This window comes from Sharpea porci, assembly GCF_009695655.1.
Taxonomy (GTDB): Bacteria; Bacillota_I; Bacilli_A; order Erysipelotrichales; family Coprobacillaceae; genus Sharpea; species Sharpea porci.
The window spans coordinates 1-21,049 of sequence record NZ_VUNM01000003.1; the positions used below are offsets into that span (position 1 = coordinate 1).

Annotated in this window: 18 protein-coding genes and 1 rRNA gene; 16 read left to right on the forward strand and 3 right to left on the reverse strand. The window is 36.4% G+C overall.

What is annotated here, in order from left to right; genetic code table 11:
- The 3 genes from rrf to FYJ79_RS02540 all read left to right on the forward strand — a co-directional run.
- Nucleotides 1-103 (forward strand): 5S ribosomal RNA (gene rrf, locus FYJ79_RS02530); the annotation flags it as partial.
- Nucleotides 104-715: 612 nt separating this feature from the next.
- A complete protein-coding gene (locus FYJ79_RS02535) occupies nucleotides 716-2,179 on the forward strand; it encodes a family 1 glycosylhydrolase (RefSeq protein ID WP_154514397.1) in 1,464 nt (487 codons plus the stop codon).
- A complete protein-coding gene (locus tag FYJ79_RS02540) occupies nucleotides 2,179-3,576 on the forward strand; it encodes an MATE family efflux transporter (RefSeq protein WP_229771292.1) in 1,398 nt (465 codons plus the stop codon). The genes FYJ79_RS02535 and FYJ79_RS02540 overlap by 1 nt, the downstream gene beginning before the upstream one ends.
- A gap of 29 nt (nucleotides 3,577-3,605) precedes the next feature.
- Here the strand turns inward: FYJ79_RS02540 and FYJ79_RS02545 are convergent, their stop codons facing one another.
- A complete protein-coding gene (locus FYJ79_RS02545; protein WP_229771293.1) occupies nucleotides 3,606-4,466 on the reverse strand; it encodes a YitT family protein in 861 nt (286 codons plus the stop codon).
- Between the two features lie 115 nt (nucleotides 4,467-4,581).
- Between FYJ79_RS02545 and FYJ79_RS02550 the strand changes: the two genes are divergently transcribed.
- Both FYJ79_RS02550 and FYJ79_RS02555 read left to right on the forward strand, forming a co-directional pair.
- Nucleotides 4,582-5,796 carry a MalY/PatB family protein gene (locus FYJ79_RS02550; RefSeq protein WP_154514399.1) on the forward strand — a complete coding sequence of 405 codons (1,215 nt, stop codon included), beginning with the start codon at nucleotides 4,582-4,584 and terminating at the stop codon, nucleotides 5,794-5,796.
- A 92-nt stretch (nucleotides 5,797-5,888) separates the two neighbouring features.
- Nucleotides 5,889-8,231: an EAL domain-containing protein gene (locus FYJ79_RS02555; RefSeq protein WP_154514400.1), complete on the forward strand. Its 2,343-nt coding sequence runs from the start codon at nucleotides 5,889-5,891 to the stop codon at nucleotides 8,229-8,231.
- 18 nt (nucleotides 8,232-8,249) lie between these two features.
- On the opposite strand, the gene FYJ79_RS02560 is transcribed toward FYJ79_RS02555, so the two are convergent.
- Complete coding sequence (locus tag FYJ79_RS02560; RefSeq protein ID WP_154514401.1) at nucleotides 8,250-9,251, reverse strand: LacI family DNA-binding transcriptional regulator; 1,002 nt, start codon at nucleotides 9,249-9,251, stop codon at nucleotides 8,250-8,252.
- A gap of 156 nt (nucleotides 9,252-9,407) precedes the next feature.
- Between FYJ79_RS02560 and FYJ79_RS02565 the strand changes: the two genes are divergently transcribed.
- The 11 genes from FYJ79_RS02565 to FYJ79_RS02615 all read left to right on the forward strand — a co-directional run bounded on the left by FYJ79_RS02565 (nucleotide 9,408) and on the right by FYJ79_RS02615 (nucleotide 19,929).
- Nucleotides 9,408-10,886: a UDP-glucose--hexose-1-phosphate uridylyltransferase gene (locus tag FYJ79_RS02565; RefSeq protein ID WP_154514402.1), complete on the forward strand. Its 1,479-nt coding sequence runs from the start codon at nucleotides 9,408-9,410 to the stop codon at nucleotides 10,884-10,886.
- Nucleotides 10,879-11,889, forward strand: coding sequence for an aldose epimerase family protein (locus FYJ79_RS02570; protein ID WP_154514403.1), 1,011 nt, complete (start codon nucleotides 10,879-10,881; stop codon nucleotides 11,887-11,889). Before FYJ79_RS02565 ends, FYJ79_RS02570 begins: the two co-directional genes overlap by 8 nt.
- On the forward strand, nucleotides 11,886-13,163 hold the full coding sequence (locus tag FYJ79_RS02575; RefSeq protein ID WP_154514404.1) for a galactokinase: 1,278 nt from the start codon (nucleotides 11,886-11,888) through the stop codon (nucleotides 13,161-13,163). The genes FYJ79_RS02570 and FYJ79_RS02575 overlap by 4 nt, the downstream gene beginning before the upstream one ends.
- 123 nt (nucleotides 13,164-13,286) lie before the next feature.
- Nucleotides 13,287-14,747 carry a glycoside hydrolase family 1 protein gene (locus FYJ79_RS02580; protein WP_154514405.1) on the forward strand — a complete coding sequence of 487 codons (1,461 nt, stop codon included), beginning with the start codon at nucleotides 13,287-13,289 and terminating at the stop codon, nucleotides 14,745-14,747.
- Between the two features lie 112 nt (nucleotides 14,748-14,859).
- On the forward strand, nucleotides 14,860-15,288 hold the full coding sequence (locus FYJ79_RS02585; RefSeq protein WP_154514406.1) for a GNAT family N-acetyltransferase: 429 nt from the start codon (nucleotides 14,860-14,862) through the stop codon (nucleotides 15,286-15,288).
- Nucleotides 15,285-15,638: an arsenate reductase family protein gene (locus FYJ79_RS02590; RefSeq protein WP_154514407.1), complete on the forward strand. Its 354-nt coding sequence runs from the start codon at nucleotides 15,285-15,287 to the stop codon at nucleotides 15,636-15,638. The genes FYJ79_RS02585 and FYJ79_RS02590 overlap by 4 nt, the downstream gene beginning before the upstream one ends.
- A 76-nt stretch (nucleotides 15,639-15,714) precedes the next feature.
- Entirely contained in the window at nucleotides 15,715-17,187 is a 1,473-nt protein-coding gene (locus tag FYJ79_RS02595) for a family 1 glycosylhydrolase (protein WP_154514408.1), read from the forward strand.
- A gap of 198 nt (nucleotides 17,188-17,385) precedes the next feature.
- A complete protein-coding gene (locus FYJ79_RS02600) occupies nucleotides 17,386-17,751 on the forward strand; it encodes a hypothetical protein (RefSeq protein ID WP_154514409.1) in 366 nt (121 codons plus the stop codon).
- Nucleotides 17,738-17,935 (forward strand): hypothetical protein, encoded by a 198-nt coding sequence (locus tag FYJ79_RS02605; protein WP_154514410.1) that lies wholly within the window; start codon nucleotides 17,738-17,740, stop codon nucleotides 17,933-17,935. Before FYJ79_RS02600 ends, FYJ79_RS02605 begins: the two co-directional genes overlap by 14 nt.
- Nucleotides 17,913-18,326, forward strand: a complete 414-nt coding sequence (gene tnpA, locus FYJ79_RS02610; RefSeq protein WP_154514411.1) for an IS200/IS605 family transposase — start codon at nucleotides 17,913-17,915, stop codon at nucleotides 18,324-18,326. Before FYJ79_RS02605 ends, tnpA begins: the two co-directional genes overlap by 23 nt.
- Nucleotides 18,319-19,929, forward strand: a complete 1,611-nt coding sequence (locus FYJ79_RS02615; protein ID WP_154514412.1) for a hypothetical protein — start codon at nucleotides 18,319-18,321, stop codon at nucleotides 19,927-19,929. The genes tnpA and FYJ79_RS02615 overlap by 8 nt, the downstream gene beginning before the upstream one ends.
- Nucleotides 19,930-20,096: 167 nt before the next feature.
- Here the strand turns inward: FYJ79_RS02615 and FYJ79_RS02620 are convergent, their stop codons facing one another.
- Nucleotides 20,097-20,948, reverse strand: coding sequence for a MurR/RpiR family transcriptional regulator (locus tag FYJ79_RS02620; RefSeq protein ID WP_154514413.1), 852 nt, complete (start codon nucleotides 20,946-20,948; stop codon nucleotides 20,097-20,099).
- Nucleotides 20,949-21,049: the final 101 nt, after the last annotated feature.

Consider the following 21,049-nt stretch of genomic DNA (forward strand, 5'->3'; position numbering starts at 1 on the left):
GGAAATGGCGCGGCGGGCACACCTGTACCCATCCCGAACACAGAAGTTAAGCGCCGCAGCGGCGACGATAGTGCGCAAGTGCGACAATAGCGCTCTGCCAGGTAGGCAAAGGACCGGAAGGTCCTTTTTCTTTTGCTTAAATTTCTGGCGCTTTAAATAATCGTGGGGTTTGACGAATTTCGCTATAAGAAATCGTGGGGTCGAAGCTGATAAAATTTAAATTCGCTATAAAAAACTGTGGGGTCAGTATGCACCTGATGCATATGATTCCACAGTTTTCTAGCTTCAATACTTATATTATTTTGAAAGTCGTTCAAGTTATTTTTGCTTTCCATTCATGATGTAATATTTCATTTATTTGATGAGTACAATAATATAACCCTTTATGAATGAATATCATTTAATACATTGATCAATAGAATAAGACCTCAAATTACATTAAATAGGCAGTATTTTTGATTATTCATAAATTTTGATCTCAGGCTGAATAAATAGCAATTCACTTTAGCAATATACTTAATGAATACATGCTGATTTTCTCTAAAACAATCAAACTGAAAATGATTTCACACATATCAGGTTCTTATGACCCCACAATTATTTAAAGGGAGATCTCGACCCCACGATTATTTAATATACCAAATTTCTTTTCATGAAAATATCGATATCAAATTACGATAAAGGATATAATAAAGTTAAGAATGGAGGTAATAATATGAGTGGATTTCCAAAGGGGTTTTATTGGGGTGGTGCTACTGCTGATTTCCAATATGAAGGTGGCTTTAATGAAGGTGGTCGTGGACTACTGTCCCATGATTATGAGACAGATGGTTCCTTAGAACATCCTCGTCACCATACAATGCAATTATCAGATGGATCAGTTAAGAACTATCGTTCTAGTTTCTTTTATGCTGACCCCATTCCTCAAGATGCCAAACCAGTATTCTTAGATAATGAATATTATCCATCACATCAAGCTGTTGATTTCTATCATCATTACAAAGAAGATATTAAACTTATGGCGGAAATGGGCTTTAATATCTATCGTTTTTCTATTTGTTGGAGCAGGATATATCCATTGGGGGATGAAGAAGAACCTAATATAGAAGGTATAGCTTTCTATCGTAATGTCTTTGAAGAACTTAAAAAATATCATATTGAACCTATGGTTACGATATGTCATGATGAAATGCCTATGCATTTGGCACTTAAATATAATGGTTGGGCTGATCGTCATCTTATTGATGCCTATGTGAAATATGCGGAAACATTATTTAAAGAATTTGGTTCTTATTGTCACTATTGGCTGACCTTTAATGAAATTAATGCCGTAAGAGGCTTTGGTCCTTGTGGGACAAGGGAAAGTGATGGTTACACACGTTATTTAGCTGATCATCATATGTTTATAGCTTCAGCTAAAACAGTGATTCTTGGCCACAAATACAATCCTCATAACAAGTTTGGAGCCATGTATGCCATGAGTGGCCTCTATCCAAGAACATGTAAACCGGAAGATATGCTTCAGTCACAACTGGCCAGAAGAGAAAATTGGTATTTCATTGATACGATGTTACGTGGCTATTATCATCCCTATGCGAAGAGTGTCTGGCAACATCATGGCTTTACATCACTTGAAATAAGTGAAGAAGATCAAAAAATACTCCGTGATGGACAGCTTGATTTCTGTTCTTTCTCCTATTATCGTACAAATACAACACAGGCTGGTGATGCCTGGTTTAATGTAGGTGGAAATGACAATCCTTACTTAGAAAAAACACCTTGGGGATGGGGAGTTGATCCATTAGGATTACGTTATGTTTTAAATGAAATCTATGACCGTATTCAAAAGCCAGTCTTTGTCGTTGAAAATGGTATGGGAGCTATTGATGAGCCAGATGAAAATGACTATGTAGAAGATGATTATCGTATTCAGTATCTCAATGATCACTTTAAAGCTATGCGTGATGCTATTACGATTGATGGAGTGGATTGTTTTGGTTATACTATGTGGGCACCAATAGATTTAGTTTCATTATCAACAGGGGAAATGAAGAAGCGTTATGGCTTTGTCTATGTTGATATGGATGATAAGGGACATGGTACACTTAAACGTACGCCAAAGAAATCATTCTACTGGATGAAACATATTATTGAAACGAATGGGACTGATCTCAAATAATGATGCAAACAGAACAACTTGCGACAAAGAATATTCGCAAACTTCTATTAGAATTAGCTATTCCTTCAATCATAGCCCAGCTTGTCAATGTAGCCTATAATATGGTTGATCGTATTTATATTGGCCAACTTGCCAACGGTACGAAGGCTATGGCTGCATTATCCGTTACCTTGCCTATTATTACCTTTATTACCGCTTTTACACAGCTCTTTGGAATTGGTGGTGCACCTATTGCGGCTATTAGATTAGGTGAAGGGAATAAAGAAGAAGCAGAACGGACAATGATGAATAGCTTTGTCATGCTTGTCGTATGTGGTCTTATTCTCACTGCTATTATCCTTTTCTTTCAAAAACCCTTATTATATATGTTTGGGGCAAACAAAGAAACGATTGATCTTGGTTCATCCTATATTACTATTTATGCATTAGGGACAATCTTTGTGATGATTACACTGGGAATGAATGCTTATATTAATACACAAGGTAATGCAAAAATGGGCATGATGACAGTCTTAATTGGCGCAGTCTTAAATATTATCCTTGATCCTATTTTCATTTTTAAGCTTCATATGGGTGTTGCCGGTGCTGCACTTGCTACGATTATTTCTCAAGCTGTAAGCTGTATTTGGGTTATCATATTCTTGTTGGGTCAAAAAAGTATCTTACATTTAAGAAAAAAGTATATTCATCTCAAATATAAAACAGCTTTTGCGATTATTGCCTTAGGCATATCACCATTTACGATGAATGCGACAGAAAGCTTATTACAAATGGCATTTAATAATAGTCTCAAGCTTTATTCAGGAACAATTGGTGTTGCTGCAATGGCGATATTAGTAAGCTTATGGCAGTTCATCATGTTGCCTCTACAGGGATTATGCCAGGGGGCACAACCGATTATGAGCTATAACTATGGCGCTAAGAACTATCAGCGTGTCAAAGATACCTTTAAGCTTTGTTTGGCTTTATGTGTAGGTTTTGGCTTTATTGCTCAAATCATCATGATTCTTTTTGCGAATACATTTGTCGCCATCTTCTCTAAAGCCCCATCGACAATACGCTTTACATCATGGGCATTACGTATTTATCTTATTGGAGCTGGATTATTTGGTGCACAGATTACCTGCCAACAATCCTTCATGGCCTTAAACCAGCCTAAAATCTCCTTATTAATGGCACTGACAAGAAAGATTATTTTACTGATACCATTGATCTATATTCTACCTTATCTTATAGGTACAACACCATTTGCCTTGTCGATGAGTCATTCTATTGCATCGTTTGTATATGATGGAGGAAGAACATTTAGTGTATTGTTGGCTGAACCTATCTCTGATATTCTTGCTGCTACAATTACAACAACAATGTTTATGCGTTTTTATAAAAAGATGGATTAAAAAAGATATGGGTCACCATATCTTTTTCGTTAGAATACTTTTTCTTCCAATACTTTTGAACGATATTGCATATTCGCAACCTTATAAACTGTGATAAAGGCATCTTCATCAATTTCATGGACAAAATTCATCAGTTTCCTAAATTCTGCCTTATCTGTAATACAGACAATTTCATCATGTACATCACCATGATAGGCACCAATACATTTGTAGATTGAAGCACCAGAATGTAATTCATTAAGAATGAAGTCGCGTATTTCCTCTATCTTTGGTGATACGATACAGACCCTTTTCTTCATATTCTGATCAAAGATAAAATGATCAAGGACGATACCATTGAGATAAGATCCAAGTAATGACAAAATGACCGTCTTGGAATCATAGGCTAACAGGCTTGAAAAAGAAATCAGCAGGCCAGCAATGGATACAGCTTTACCTAGCTCAACATGAAAATAAACATTCATTATCTTAGCAATAATATCAATACCACCAGATGAAGCATTCATATTAAAGAGAATAGCTAAGCCAATACTCACCACAAATATATAGCAAACTACATCCAACAAGGCATCATGAGTAAAGGATGTAAAGTGTGGGAAAAGCATTTCAAACATCCCAATAAAGAGGGGAAGAAGAATGGATGTATAGACAGTCTTATAGCCAAACTCCTTACCCACGGTGAAAAAGCCAATAATTAATAATGAGATATTCAGAATCATCGTAATAACAGATATGGGCAGATGAACAAATTGTCGAATGACAATCGCTAATCCAGAAACAGATGAAACAGCGGCATGACTTGGAACTAGGAAGAAAAAGACAGCGGCACTAATAATGAGTGTAGCGAAAGAAAGCATCATAAGTTCTTTGAATAATTGTTTAGTTTTCATAATATTCCCCTTTTCCATGCATGATAGAATATTTTTTAAGATTCTACAATAATATATAGTATTTCAAGGAGAAAAAAGTCATTTGTGTTAAAATATAATTACTGGAGGAATACATATGAAATATGATTTTACGACGATTATGGATCGTCACAATAAAGATGCGCTTGCAGTTGACGGGCTAGGGTTAAATCCAGGCTTCACCCCTGATCGCCCAAAAGAAGGCTTTGATATTATTCCAATGTGGGTGGCAGATATGAACTTTCCGACCGTTCCAACTATTACAGAAGCCATCATTGAGCGTGCAAAACATCCTGCCTTTGGCTATTTTAGACCGACAAAAAAATATTATAAGTCTATTATTGACTGGCATAAGAACCGTAATGGGGTAACAGATTTAAAGGCAGAATATATTGGCTATGAAAATGGTGTGCTTGGGGGAGTTGTCTCTGCTGCAAATGTTCTTTGTTCTAAGGGCGATAATATTCTTGTCAATGCTCCTACTTATATTGGTTTCACAAATGCTCTCGCCAAAAAGAATGGCTATCATCTTATTGCTTCAAAATTGATAAAAGATGAAAAAAATATTTGGCGTATGGATTATGAAGATATGGAAAGAAAGATTGTGGAGAACCATATTCATACAGCTATTATTTGTTCACCCTATAATCCAGCTGGACGTGTCTGGGAGCGTGAAGAATTAGAAAAGATTATGGCAATCTATGAAAAACATAATGTCTATATTATTTCTGATGAGATATGGTCAGATCTTATTCTAGAAGGGCATAAACATATCCCAACACAACAAGTGAATGCCTATGCGAAATCTCATACTATCGCTTTCTATGCCCCAAGTAAAACATTTAATCTGGCAGGTCTTGTTGGTTCCTATCATATTGTCTATGACACTTGGCTGAGAGAACGCTTGCTTCGAGAAAGTGCCACTAGTAATTATAATGATATGAATGTACTAAGTATGCATGCACTCATTGGTGCCTACAAGAAAGAGGGGTATGAATGGCTTGATGAATTAAGACAAGTACTCACTGCCAATGTTCAATATGCCTATCAACATATTCAAGATCATTATGAAGGAATTGATGTTTCTATGCCCGAAGGGACTTATATGTTGTTTTTGGATTGTCAGGAATATCTAGAAAAGCATCATATGTCTTTAGAAGAACTTGAGAAGAAAGGCTGGGATGTTGGTGTAGCTTGGCAGGATGGTAAGATGTTTGGTGATCCTTATGGCATTAGAATGAATCTCGCTTTACCTCTTAGCCGTATTCAAGAAGCATTTAAGCGCTTAGATACATATGTTTTTAACGATTAAACCACAAGTTAATGTGGTTTTTTTCTTGAATGCATTTTGTGTTTTTTCTATTAGTGCTATGATGTTGTTATGATGAAGGAGGCTTGAAGGCAATGAAACGCGCACGTAATCAGCTTAAAAAAGATATTGTCATGATATTTATTGCAGTGATTATGATTGTGGCTGTCTTTTTTTGGAATCAAGGCATTATTGCGTCTCGTAAAGCTAATGTGCGTTATCATATTGATACGATTGCTCAATATAAAATCAAAGATGCTGTGAATGATTATATTGAAGAAAGTAGTGAATGGGCTGATTTATTTATTGATCAGAATGGCCAGTTCAATCAAAAATTTTTTGAAAAAAGCTATCATAAACCTGCCGTCCTACGCATCAACCTCTTACATGAACAACAATATCATACCGTTTACCAAACTCAAAACACACATTTAAAGGAACCTATACAACTCACTTCTTCACAACAAGAAGATATGCGCAAGAGCGCTCAAGCTATGCTTTTTGGCCCAATAGAAAATATCTGTGTCATCTATAATCCTCTTTATTATTATAATACATACAATGAAAAAGTCTTTTGGGGATTTGTCTGCTTTGAATTACGCTTTCCAGAAATGTTGGAAATTGTAAAACATGAAAATCAAATGTATGATTATACACTTACATCCAACCATCATGTCATTTTAGCCTCCTCAAAAAAACAATTACAAAATCCTGTCTCAACAACCATCCCGCTCGCAAACACAACATGGGTGATGAAGGCGTCATGGAAAGGAGGCTGGATGAATACACTTGAATATGGATTTGAAGCTCTGATTGTCGCACTCATTCTATTTTTAATCTATTATTTCATGCATGTCTATGGCAAAATCCATGAAAATGAAAAAGCAACAGCCGCCATCATTAATAATAGTAATGATGCTCTCAGTATTGTTGTGGCTGATGGGGAAGAAGTTGTGATTTGTAATAAGGGATTTAAACATTTATTGCAGGTCCATGTACCACTTACGAACGGCATCTCTTTTGGCGACTATTACCTAAACTGTCCTCTTAGCTTCCATGAAATTATAGAAAATGGTTTATCCATTATTGATATTAATAATCAATCAAAAATTGTCATCCGTTCAACAATGACTTCATGGAAAGGAAAGAAGGCCTATATCTTAAGAGCCAAAGAATATGATCCAGATTACTTTGATAGTTTAACCCTACTCCCTAATCAATATTACTTCGAAAAAGAAGCACCAAGTCGTATTACAACAATGACAAATGGTTGTGTTGCTTATTTTGATGTCTATCAAATGAAACTCTACAATATCGAAAATGGCTTTGCGGCCGGGGACTTACTGTTGAAGCATGCAGCATTCGTCATTCAAGAAATCTTCCCTCAGGACCTCTTAGCCCGTTTTACCAATGACCGTTTTTGTTTACTTACAACAACACAAGACATTATCATGAAAATCAAGAAGGTCAATGAAGCAATGAATCAATTCAGTGGTCTTTCTAAAGCTAACTTTAAGTGTGGCATCTATCTCATTACGAGCGGTGACACATTAACGGTTGCCCAAATGTGCGATCGCGCAAAGATGGCCGTTGACAGCATTCATGATGACCAGGATACAGAATTCCGTTTCTATGACCAAAAGCTCCAACAGGATATCCTGACAGAAAAATATATCACGGATCATATTGAAGAAGCCATCAAAGAAAAAGAAATCAAACTCTATTATCAGCCTCTTGTCAATACAAAAACCAAGAAGCTCATAGGCTTTGAAGTCTTAACACGCTGGCAAAGTAAAGAGCTTGGCTTCTTAAATCCTTCAAGATATATACCAATACTTGAAAAGAACCACAAGATTACCAAGCTGAATTGTTATGTGATTCATGAATTATGTCGAAGATATCAGGAAATAAGCACTTCGTTATTCCCTGTTGTACCAGTTTCCTTTAATCTCTCTTTACTTGACTTGCAGATGGCAGATATGTGTCACTATCTGATTGAGGAAACAAAACAATACCAAGTCCCTCATGATTACTTCCATATTGAATTTACAGAGAGTATTTTCTTTAAAGACAAAGAAAAAATGCTTTTTGAAATACAACGTTTTCATGATGCAGGCTTTGATGTCTGGATGGATGATTTTGGTTCAGGTTATTCAACGTTGAATCTTTTAAAGGACTTTGATTTTGATTTGATTAAAATTGATATGGAATTTCTTTCATCTAATACCAATAAATCCAAAGAAATCCTACAATCCCTTATTGATCTGATTAGGAAAATAGATGAAAAGAGTTTAGTAGAAGGCTGTGAAACAGAAGAACAGGTGCAATTATTAACGGAGTTGGGTTGTGATTATATTCAAGGTTATTACTATGGCAAACCACTTCCACTTAATGAAGCACTAGCCAATGCCTTAGAAAAACATCTTATAGAAAAATAGCTTCGAGCGTGTTCGAAGCTATTTCTTTTGGCGTTTTATACAAGATTCTCTTTCCAACAATGTACATGGAAGTGTAATTCTTCTTGGGAAAGTGATATTGTTGATGACTAAATAATGAACGAGATTGGCACCAGTTTCGCCCATTTCTTTAGAAGGGGCATGGACTGATGTAAGGGGTGGATTGGTATAAGATGCATCATCAATATCATCAAAACCAACCACAGAAATATCTTCAGGAACACGAATATGGTTCTCTTTAAGAGCGCGCATAGCACCAATCGCAATAGGATCACTGGCACAGAAAATGGCATCAGGTAATTGATGATCACAAATCATTTCAATCATCATTGAATAACCGGATTCACGGCTAAAATCCCCTTGCTTAATATAATCTGCGCATTCCAAACCTCTCACTTTACAAAAGTGCTTGAAATAATCTAGGCGTTGATCTGGATAGATTGACCCATCACTTAATTTCTCTATTCCCCCTAAGAAACCAACTTTCTTGTTGTTGAGGACATATAAGTAATTGACTACTTCTTTAATCGCATGGAAGAAATCTAAGTTAATAGTATTATAGGCAATTAAGTCAATATTCATATCAATAAAGACAATCTTCGGATTCATTGTATGCAATGTTTCCATCTCGGCATAAGAGAATTTTCCAATACATACAATCCCATCAACACGATTAAGCTTAGAAAGATAATCACCATCAGTCTTAAAGATTCGAATCATATTAATGTTATGAGCAGTACAATAACGCTCAACACCTGTTCTGATCATGAGATAGAAGGGATCATGAGATTCCTGTTCAAGAGAATACCACTGTAAGATTCCGATTGTTATATCAGCTTGTTTAGCTTTCTTTCTTTTCACATAACCTAATTCTTTTACAGCAGTATAAATTTTATTTTTTGTTTCGTCGGGCAAAATAAGTGCAGGGTCATTATTAAGTAATCTTGATACTGTGGCAGTTGATACACCTGCCTTATTTGCGACATCTTTTAAAGTTGCCATAAGCCACCTCACTACTAGTATTATACAAGATTTTAGGAAAATGAAAAGCTTATATTTAGTAAAATTATACTATAATGTTATTCTTTATATTTACTAAACATATTGACATTAATTTAGTAAATAATTATACTGTAATTGTTGGAGGTTCTATTAGAAATGAACAAATATATCAATCAAATCATTAAATATGCCCTTGAAAATCACTTAATCGAAGAAAATGAAGTAAATTATTCAGTAAATTTACTATTGGATATATTTCACTTAAATGAATTTCATGAGGAAGACGTTGATGCTGATAGCCTATATAACATCTTAGATCACATGTTAGATTATGCTATTAGTCAACATCTAATTGAAGATAGCATTACGCAAAAAGATCTCTTTGATACAAGAATCATGAATGCCATCATGCCTCGTCCTTCTACTGTCCAGCATACATTTGACACTCTTTACCAACAAAATCCTGTTGATGCGACAAACTATTTTTATGATCTTGCAATAAAATCTAACTATATTCGTAAAAATAGGGTTGATCGTAATATTAAATTCACACGCAACAATCAATATGGACATATAGACATTACCATTAATCTATCAAAACCAGAAAAAGACCCAAAAGCTATTGCAGCTGCTAAGCTCATTAAGAAGTCAAGCTATCCAAAATGTCTTCTTTGTAAGGAGAATGTAGGTTTTGCAGGTACATTAAATCATCCTGCGCGTCAGACACTGAGACTTATTGAACTTGATTTAAGTGGGGATACATACTATATGCAGTATTCACCATATGTTTACTACAATGAACATTGCATCATCCTCAATAAGAATCATGTCCCAATGAAGATTGATCATCATACCTTCATGCACCTTTTAGACTTTGTGACAATTTTCCCTCATTATATGCTTGGATCAAATGCTGACTTACCTATTGTAGGTGGATCAATATTGACACATGATCATTATCAGGGTGGTCGTTACCACTTCCCAATGGAGGATGCTAAGGTGATTAAAAGTTATACGTTTGATGGTGTGCAGGTGGATATGATGTACTGGCCATTATCAACATTACGCCTGACATCTTCTTCAAAAGAAAAGATTGTGGAACTAGCTGATAAGATTTTACTTAAATGGCGTAATTATAGTGATGAGGAAGTTGGTATTTTGGCCTATACGGATGCACCACATAATACCATTACACCAATCGCAAGAAGACAGGGAAAACTGTATCAGTTAGATTTAGTTCTACGTAATAACCGTACTACAGAAGAATATCCTTTAGGAATCTTCCATCCACATCAGGAACATCACCATATCAAGAAAGAAAATATTGGTCTTATAGAAGTTATGGGGCTTGCGATTCTTCCTGCTCGATTGAAAGAAGAATTAAATGAAATCAAGAGCTGCTTACTTCAACAACATCAGTTTGATGAATTTGAAGACTTAGACAAACATCGTGATTGGTATAAGTATCTTGAAACACTTGATATCAATGAAGAAAATATTGATGATGTTATTGAAGAAGAAGTTGCGAAAAAGTTTACGGCTGTCTTAGAGAATGCTGGCGTATTTAAGATGGATGAAAATGGTATCGAGCACTTTATGCGCTTTGTTGAAAGTTTGGAGGAGACATATGATTGAAGTCGTAAAAAGCTATGAAGACGGTAAAAAGATTTTTCGCTTAAAAAATGAAAAGCTCAGTGTTGATGTGAGTAATTATGGTGGTACTATCTTAAGTATTGTCGTTGTTGACAAGAATGGGAAGAAACAGGATGTTGTATTAGGCTATGATCATTTAGAGGACTATGCTCATTATGATGGCTATCTTGGGGCACTCGTAGGCCGTGTAGCCAACCGTATCGCCAAGGGAACATTCACGCTTAATGACAAGACTTATCAGCTTGCCATCAACAATGGTCCTAACTGCTTACATGGTGGTGTAAAAGGGTTCTCCTATTGTATCTTTGATGATGAAATTAAGAATGATCAGCTTATTCTGCATTATTTCTCTCCTGATGGAGAAGAACATTTCCCAGGAAATCTTGACCTTTATGCCACATATGAACTAAAAGAAGATGCCCTTGTCATCAACTATCATGCCACAAGTGACCAGGATACCCTGATCAATATCACGAACCACTCTTATTTTAATCTTAATGGATACCCATCATCCATTGATAATCACACCTTACAAGTACAAGCACAGTATTTTGCCTGCAGCGATGAAGATGGACTTGTCACTGGAGCACTCAGAGATGTTGATCATACACCATTTGATTTTAAAGAAGAGAAAACCATTGGTTCACAGATTCATCGAGAGGATGAACAGCTTACAATTGGCCATGGCTATGATCATCCTTTCATCTTCAATGCCAACGAAGCCCAAGTAAAACTCTATTCACCATTAACAGGTATTGAACTCACAGTCTCAACAACATTACCACAGGCACAGCTCTATAGTGCTAACTATCTTGATGGACGCCTAGGCAAGAATGGCCAACCGATGAATGCCCGTGATGCATTGGCTATCGAAACACAATATATGCCCGATAGCATTCATAAAGAAAGAAACTCAAAAACAATATTAAGAAAGGGAGAAGCCTATGATGAAACAACATCATATTGCTTCAAAGTAAGATCATGAAAGCAACAGAAATAAAAAACTATATCCTTAACCATCAGCTTGATGAAGAATTAAAAGAACTCTATGTTGATGAACATCTCTTAGAAAAACAATATCAACGCTATATCCAAGCATTGGACAAATTTATTGAACTTTATGGAGATCAAGACGTTCATATCTTTACAACATCAGGAAGAAGTGAGGTTGGTGGTAACCATACAGATCACCAGCATGGTCGTGTCCTTGCGGCTGCACTTAATTTGGATATGATTGGTATCGCCGCTAAAAATGAAGATACAATTAAAATTCTCTCTGATGACTATGATATCAAAGCAATCAACGTCAATAATTTAGAAAAGAAAGATGATGAAGCAGGTACTTCTGAAGCACTTATTAGAGGTGTGAGTGCTAAGTTGAAAGATCTAGGTTATCAGGTAGGTGGCTTCAATGCTTATTTGACTTCTGATGTTCTACAAGGTTCTGGTATGAGCTCATCAGCTGCTTTTGAAGACATGATTGGGGTTATTCTAGATGGTCTTTATAATGATATGAAGATTGATATGGTCACAATTGCGAAGGTTGGTCAGTATGCCGAAAATGTTTACTTTGAAAAACCATGTGGTTTGATGGACCAGTGTGCATGTGCTGTAGGTGGTCTTATTGCGATTGACTTCAAAGATCCATCGCAGCCTGTTGTTACACCAGTTGATGTGGATTTTGCTTCATTCCATCATTCATTATGTATCGTTGATGCCAAAGGCTCACATGCCAAGCTTACCCATGAATATGCAGCTATTCCTGAAGAAATGCATGCCGTCGCACAGTATTTTGGCAAGGAATACTTACGTGATGTGGATTTCAATGACTTCATTAGTCATTTAGCTGATGTAAGAGAAGCTCTTGATAATGATCGTGCTGTTCTTCGTGCTTATCATTTCTTTAAAGAAAATGAACGTGTTCCAAAGCTTGTCAATGCCTTAAACAACAACGACTTTGATAGTTTTAAGAAGTATATTAAAGAATCAGGTGATTCTTCTTATAAAGCCTTACAGAATGTCTTTGCGGCAAGTGATCCTATTCATCAGTCTGTTGCCTTAGCTCTAGTACATTCAGAAGCTATTTTAGGTGATAAGGGTGTTTGCAGAGTTCATGGCGGAGGCTTTGCAGGTACAATGCAGGCATTTGTGGAAGATGACTTTGTTTCAACATATAAAGAAGAAATAGAAAAGCTCTTTGGTGAAGGAAGCTGTCATGTTTTAAAAGTAAGAAAATATGGTGGCAAACAGGTATTATAAGGTCGTTGGTGCTATGTGTAGACATAGCACCATTTTTTTTAAAATGATTTTCAAATTCTGCAAGTAAGTTGTTGAAAGGAAAATGATTACATAAAATAGTGTTGTATGAAGGAGGAGATATTCATGAGTTTTCCTAAAGGATTTTTATGGGGCGGTGCAGTAGCTGCCAACCAATGTGAAGGAGCGTACTTAGAAGATGGTAAAGGCTTAAGTGCGGCTGACATGCTTCTTGGTGGAGATGTTCATACACCACGTACTTTCTTCCCATCGATTATTGAAGGTAAGTTCTATCCATCACATCAAGCAATAGATTTCTATCATCATTATAAGGAAGATATTGCCTTATTTGCAGAAATGGGCTTTAAAACATTCAGAACTTCTATTAACTGGTCACGTATTTTCCCAAATGGTGATGACCAAGAACCTAATGAAGCTGGCTTAAAATTCTATGAAGATATGTTTACAGAATGTAAGAAGTATGGCATTGAGCCATTAGTGACATTATGCCATTATGAGATTCCATGGAATATTGTGAAGAACTATGAAGGTTTCTATTCAAGAAAGACAATTGATCTTTATGTTCGTTATGCCACAACAGTTATGGAAAGATATAAGGATCTCGTTAAGTACTGGCTGACATTTAATGAAATTAATGGGGCTAGTCAGCCATTTGGTGGCTATATGGGTGTTGGCTTAGTTGCGAAAGAAGACTTAGAAACAACAGAGCCTATTCCAACATCAAAACTAAAAGATCAGCCACAAAAGAGATATGAAGCTTTACACAACGAGCTTCTTGCTAGCGCTAAGACGGTTATTGAAGGACATAAGATTAATCCTGATTTCATGATTGGCTGTATGCTTATTAATATTCCTTGGTATGCTTTAACACCAAATCCACAGGATGAACTTGCGACACAGGAAATGGATATTATCTTTAATGACTTCTGTGGAGATGTACAAGTCTTAGGACATTATAATCCAATAGGTTTAAGAATTTTAGAAAGACAGGGCATTGATACATCTTATATTACAGAAGAAGACAAGGCTTTACTTAAAGAAGGTACTGTAGATGTGTATACATTCTCATACTATATGAGTAACTGTATCACAATTGAAAAAGATTTAGAAAAGACTGCTGGTAACTTCATTGGTGGGGTTAAGAATCCATATTTAAAGGCTTCAGACTGGGGCTGGCAGATTGATCCACAGGGCTTAAGATTCAACTTAAAGAGAGTCGCTTCAAGATATCCTGGTATTCCAATCATGGTTGTAGAAAATGGTTTAGGTGCTGTTGACAAGGTTGAAGATGATGGCTCTATTCATGATAACTATCGTATTGATTACTTACGTTCACATATCGAAGAAATGAGTAAGGCTATCGATGAGGGAGTGCCACTTATTGGCTATACAACATGGGGCTGTATCGATGTTGTTTCCGCAAGTACAGGGGAATTCCATAAACGTTATGGCTTTATCTATGTCAATCGTCATGATGATGGCACAGGAGATTTTGCAAGAAGCAGAAAAGACTCTTTCTATTGGTATAAGAAAGTCATTGCCTCTAATGGTGAAGATTTAGCTTAATTAAAGAACACATCCTAGATGGGGATGTGTTTTTCTTTAGAATCATTTCATCAATTAATTAAAACAAGGCGTAATAGGGGACAGGAGTGTATTTGATTAGTATAATAAAGCTATGATTAAAGAAATAGAATATACTCAAGAAGTTCATGATTTAGTTTTAGAAGTCTTTGAGGACTGTATAGCCAAGGATTATTCTCTTGAAGGACAGGCTTATTTTAGGGCTGTGATTGATGAATATGCATATGTGAATGATCATCATGTCTTCTATGGTCTCTATGAAGAAAGTAAGATTGTCGGGGTTGTTGGATATCAGGATGATGTCATTACTTTCTTCTATGTGCTTAAAGACAAACAGGGAAAAGGCTATGGCAGACAGTTAATCACATATGTCTTAAAGAAGATGAAAGGTGAATATGTTTATGTGGATGCATCACCGTATGCTTTGGCTATCTATGAACATCTTGGCTTTAAGAAAATGGAAGAAATGAAGATTGTTGATGGGATTAAGACGATATCAATGGTCTATGGAGGTAAAAGATGAATACGTTGATTTGTTTTGAAAGATGCAGTACATGCAAGAAAGCCGAAAAGTGGCTAATAGCCCATGATATTGCTTATACAAAAAGACCTATAAAAGAAGAAAATCCAACAGTTGAAGAACTGAAGGACTTTAAAGAAAGAAGTGGCTTGCCACTCAAGCGTTTCTTCAACACATCAGGACAGCTTTATCGTTCACAGAATATCAAAGATAAGCTCAAAGATATGAGTGAAGAAGAGCAGTATGCGCTCTTGGCAAGTGATGGGATGATGGTCAAAAGACCTATTTTCGTGACTGATCAAGGTGTCCTGGTTGGTTTTAAGGAAGCAGAATGGGAAGAAATGTTAGGATAGTTTTCAAATATTGAAATTAACTTTGAAAACTCCTGTAATGCCTTACAATGTGTGTAGATATTGAAGGAGGCATAATATGGGATTTCCTAAAAACTTTTTATGGGGTGGCGCTGTTGCTGCCAACCAGTGTGAAGGAGCTTACTTAGAAGATGGTAAAGGCTTAAATGTGCCAGATATGCTTTTAGGGGGCAATGTCACAACACCAAGAACATTCTGTCCACAAATTCAAGAAGGCGTCTTCTACCCTTCTCATGAAGCTGTAGACTTTTACCATCACTACAAAGAAGATATCAAGCTCTTAGCAGGTATGGGCTTTAAAGTCTTCAGATTGTCATTAAACTGGGCACGTATCTTCCCAAAGGCTACTTTGGATGAAGAACCTAATGAGGCTGGCTTGAAGTATTATGATGATGTATTTGATGCTTGTCATCAGTATGGTATAGAACCATTAGTGACTCTTTGTCATTATGAAATACCATGGGAACTTGTGAAGAATCATCATGGTTTCTTAGATCGTGAATCGATTGATATTTTCTTACACTATGTTGAAACAGTCTTTACGAGATATAAAGACAAAGTCAAATACTGGTTAACATTCAATGAAATCAATATTGTCACACATGACTTACAGATGGGTAATCTCTATGGAACAGGCTTAGTTGAAGATGAGGACTTGGCACGTACAAAACCATGTCGAGTCAATGAACTCAAAGTCAATAAACAACATAGCTATGAAGCTTTACATAATGAATTTGTTGCTTCAGCCAAAGCTGTTATTCTAGGACACAAAATCAATCCTGAATTCAAGATTGGAAACATGATTGCTTATTCAGCAACATATCCACTTACAGCCAATCCAAAAGATATCCTATTAGCTCAAGAAGCTATGCATTATAAAAATGATTTCTGTGGTGATGTCCAGGTTAGAGGAGCTTATCCAGACTATGCCATAAAGTTCCTAGAAAGAGAAGGTATTGATCTTTCCTATATTACTGAAGAAGACAAGAAAGTCTTAAAAGAAGGTACTGTTGACATGTATACATTCTCTTATTATGCTTCTTCAGCAGTCACTGTTGATCCAAATGTAGAAAAGATTGGTGGAAATCTTTCTCATACTGCTAAGAATCCATATTTAAAGGCAAGTGACTGGGGCTGGCAGATTGATCCTGATGGCTTAAGATGGTCATTAAATAACTTGCATGACCGTTATCCAGATATACCATTGATGGTTGTGGAAAATGGCTTTGGGGCATTTGATGAAGTAAGTGAAGATGGCGCAATTCATGATCCATATCGTATTGATTATTTCAGACCTCATATTGAAGCAATGAAAGCAGCTATTGATGAAGATGGCATTCCTCTTATTGGTTATACAACATGGGGACCAATTGACTTAGTATCAGCTGGTACAGGAGAATATCGTAAACGTTATGGCTTTATCTATGTTGATCGTCATGATGATGGTACGGGTGATTTCTCAAGAAAGCCAAAAGATTCTTATAACTGGTATAAGAAGGTTATTGCTTCTAATGGTGAAGATTTAGCTTAATGTTGAGCAGGATGTAAATCCTGCTTTTTTGCGTAAAAAAACACCTTGCTTCAAGGTGCTTTAAGAATTGTGGGTTATAAATTTGTGGCGAAAAAACCACATGCTTGCGTGTGGGATGAAAGCCGCTTTTCTTTGACTTGCTAAACACATAGAACAGGTATATAATCTATGTATAATATAAACACAGAAAGGAAGTATATGTTTACTTTAAAATGTGAATATTGTGGTTTTGAGCAAGTAATCAAAAAGCGAATAGATAAATATACATACTACGAATTAACACATTGCAAGCATTTGTGGTGTCCTTGCAATAAATGCAAAAAGGAACATCCAAGACCAAGGCAATTAGAAAAAGGAATGGTTAAACATGGCTGGGTGCTGGGAGAATGGGACTGCTTACTTACTGAAGAAGATGCTGCATACGTTCAACCTCGTCAGAATTATGGAATTTGGAGCAAAATAGTAAATCCAACCATTGAAGATTGCAAAGCAATTATAAGAGCAAGAGAATTAAGAGATATAGGATTAAGGATATTACAGGAGGATTCTAATGGCAAGACCTAAGAGCGATAATGTACAAATCAATATTTCCATTCCTTCCGAATGGAAAACAGAGCTTGAAAACCTTGCGCGTATCTATTCTGTTGAGGAAGGTGAAACTATCACATTCCTTGACTTGATGCGTAGAGGTATTCAGGAAAAATATCAGTTAGGAGAAAAAGGCAATGAGCGAAGAACAATATCATAGCGCTTCGCATTGCAAGTATCTGATACAGTATCATATTATCTGGTGCCCGAAATTCAGGTTTTCAGTATTAAAGGGTAATGTAGAAGATACACTTAAACAGATACTACATAAAATCTGCGATGATTATAGCTATCATATTAAGTCACTTGAAGTAATGCCCGACCATATACATATTTTTATAGATGTCCCACAGACTGTCGCTCCGTGCGATGTCGTAAGAACCCTTAAAAGCATCAGCGCTATTGAATTATTTAAGACATTTCCGCAATTAAAACAGTTCTATGCAAGATGCGGCGTTTTATGGTCAAGAGGATATTTTGTATCGACAGTAGGTCACATAAGCGAAGCTACGGTAATTAAGTACATTGAGGAACAGAAAGATCATGATTGATGAAGAGTACAATAAGATTCTGAAACAATATCATAAACTATCTGGCAGGCATATTTTAGTTGCTGAGACCGATATGCCTTATTCCGATGTGCTAAAAGTCGTGGCTCTTTCTGATAAAATTCGTAAAGCAGGCAATGAACTTGTAGGTATTATGAGAAAGAATTATGACCAGCTTCTGCGTACAAAAAGATATCGCAAACTGCTATCTTTATATGGTAATACAGAAGGCAAGGATAAACGTAAGATGCTTGCCAATCAACTCAATGAGATGCAGAAATCTTATGATGTAACATGGGATTATTGCAGAAAGTCCATGATTCCGATAGGCAAGAAATATGGAATAGATGCTGTATTTGCCTTGACTAAAGCCGAAGATGTATGGCGCGGTATCGAAAAATGTTTATACGATAATGGCAAAATTATTCATTTTTCAAAATATGGAGAACTGCCTTGTATCAGAGCAAAACAGATAAATCGTGGCATTCCAATGTCTGTTAAAAATGGCAAACTGCAATTCAAGCTTGGTAAGACCGTCTTTGGGATACAGATAAATGACAGATTCCAACAGGATGAAGTAAATTCGGTTCTATCATATCTTGCTGAACCTGAGATTACGGATAACAAGGCGGTCAACACTCTCATAGAAGATGCTTGCTGCATAGATACATACAGACCTTGCTACGTTACGCTTGTTCCAAAAATGATAAGAGGTAAATACAGAGTGTATCTCCATCTTACTATCGAGGGCAGAGCAAAGCCCAAATATGATAAGCATGGCAATCCTCGTCACGAGTATGGCAAAGGGATGATAGGTGCCGATATTGGAACACAGACGGTTGCTTACACATCTGATACGGAAGTCGGTCTGAAGAATCTATCAGAGCGTGGTAATAGTATTCGGACTTCCGAAAGAAAAGAGCGACTGCTCTATCGTGCTATGGACAGGTCGAGACGAGCAGCTAATCCTCAAAATTATAATGATGATGGCACTGTTAAGAAAGGTCGCAAGACTTGGAAGCATTCAAACCATTACAAGAAGTTAAAAGCAAAACATTCTGAATTATGCCGTATCAATGCTGTAAACAGGCAACTTGCAATCAATGAAGACGCTAATCACCTGCGAAGTCTTGGAGATACATTCGTCACAGAGCCTAAAAATGCAAGCAAACTCATGAAACGAGCTAAAGAAACCGCTAAAAACGATAAAGGCAAGTTCAACAAGAAAAAGCGGTTTGGCAAATCCATAAAGAACCGATGTCCATCTGGATTCCAAACAACGGTGGAAAAGAAATTCAAAGTAACAGGCGGCACATATATAGAAGTACCAAACAATTATAGAGCCTCACAGTACGACCATACGGTTGATGACTATATCAAAAAGAAACTATCTGACCGATTGTATAAGCTACAGGATGGTACTGAGGTACAAAGGGATTGGTATTCATCATTCCTGCTCTATTGTTACAATTATAAGACGCAAGATATAGATAAAAATAAATGCATTACAGAATTTGATGATTGCTACAAGAAAGAAAAAGCTCTAATCACATGGATTAAGGCTCATAAAATTAAAGTATTAAACAGCGGGATTAAAATAGCTTAATAACTTAATAATAAGGGAGATTGACTGTACTTCCTTGCTGAAAAGCAGAAATTTACCGCTAATGTGGTCGTTGGGCTGCTTGGTAATGAAAGTTCTGATTCAAATAGATTTACACTTGTAACTCCAAAGTCTGAGAATGATGTACGATTACAAGCTACACTTGGCAATCAGAACCCCACGGGCTTGCCCGTGGGAGCAGTCAGGATTGTATTCTTATTATGATGATTTTTAGCATAATGCTTAGAGTAAATCATCGCATAAAGTGTATTGAGGATGTAGTCAAAAGCTATTTGTGAGTAGAAGGTTCCAATGGAATCAGAGCTTCTTTCTAAATCTTCAATAAGAATGTACTCATCTGCATAGTCCATAAGCTTTGAATTACGATGGGCAGTGATGGCAAGAATCTTTGTATTTTTCTTTTTAAGAATCGACAAATATTCTTTAAACCCCTCACCTGAATAACTAATAAACAGAGCACAGTCATCTTTTGAAGCATATTTTGCGTAAGGCAATGGGTCGGATAAATAATTCACATCAAGCATATGTTTACCAAGCTTAATCATCTTATTCGCAAAGCTCTGTCCCCTTATTTCCGAGTCGCCAATTGAATAGAAGTAGATCAGATGCGCCTCATCAAGCAAGGCTGTCATGCGCTCAAGGGCGTGTCTGTCCAGCTCCTGATAACAATGATCGATGGTTGCTTGAGTAAGATTGGCCATCTTGTGGGCAATTGTTTGTGCCGACTCAGTGGAATCAATGGGATAGTTGAAATCAACATAGCTTTGTTGATGGCGGGCTTTTTCAAGCTCCTGGACAAAAGTTAAACGAAAGTCTTTGTAGCCATCAATACCAATACGCTTACAAAAACGTATGATTGAGGCATTGGATGAATAGGTTGCCTTGGCAAGATCATTGATGGATAATGTCGCAATCTCCTCTTGATGTTCTAGAATGTAATTGGCAATCTCCTGTTCACTGTTTGAGAAAGAGGTTGTCTTGATCTTATGTAATATACTCATATTATCACCTAATTTATTAAACCATTTTTTGAAAGAAAAGTACAAATATTCAAACTTTAAAGTCGTGAATATTGTACTTTCTTTTCAGAATCACCGATTTT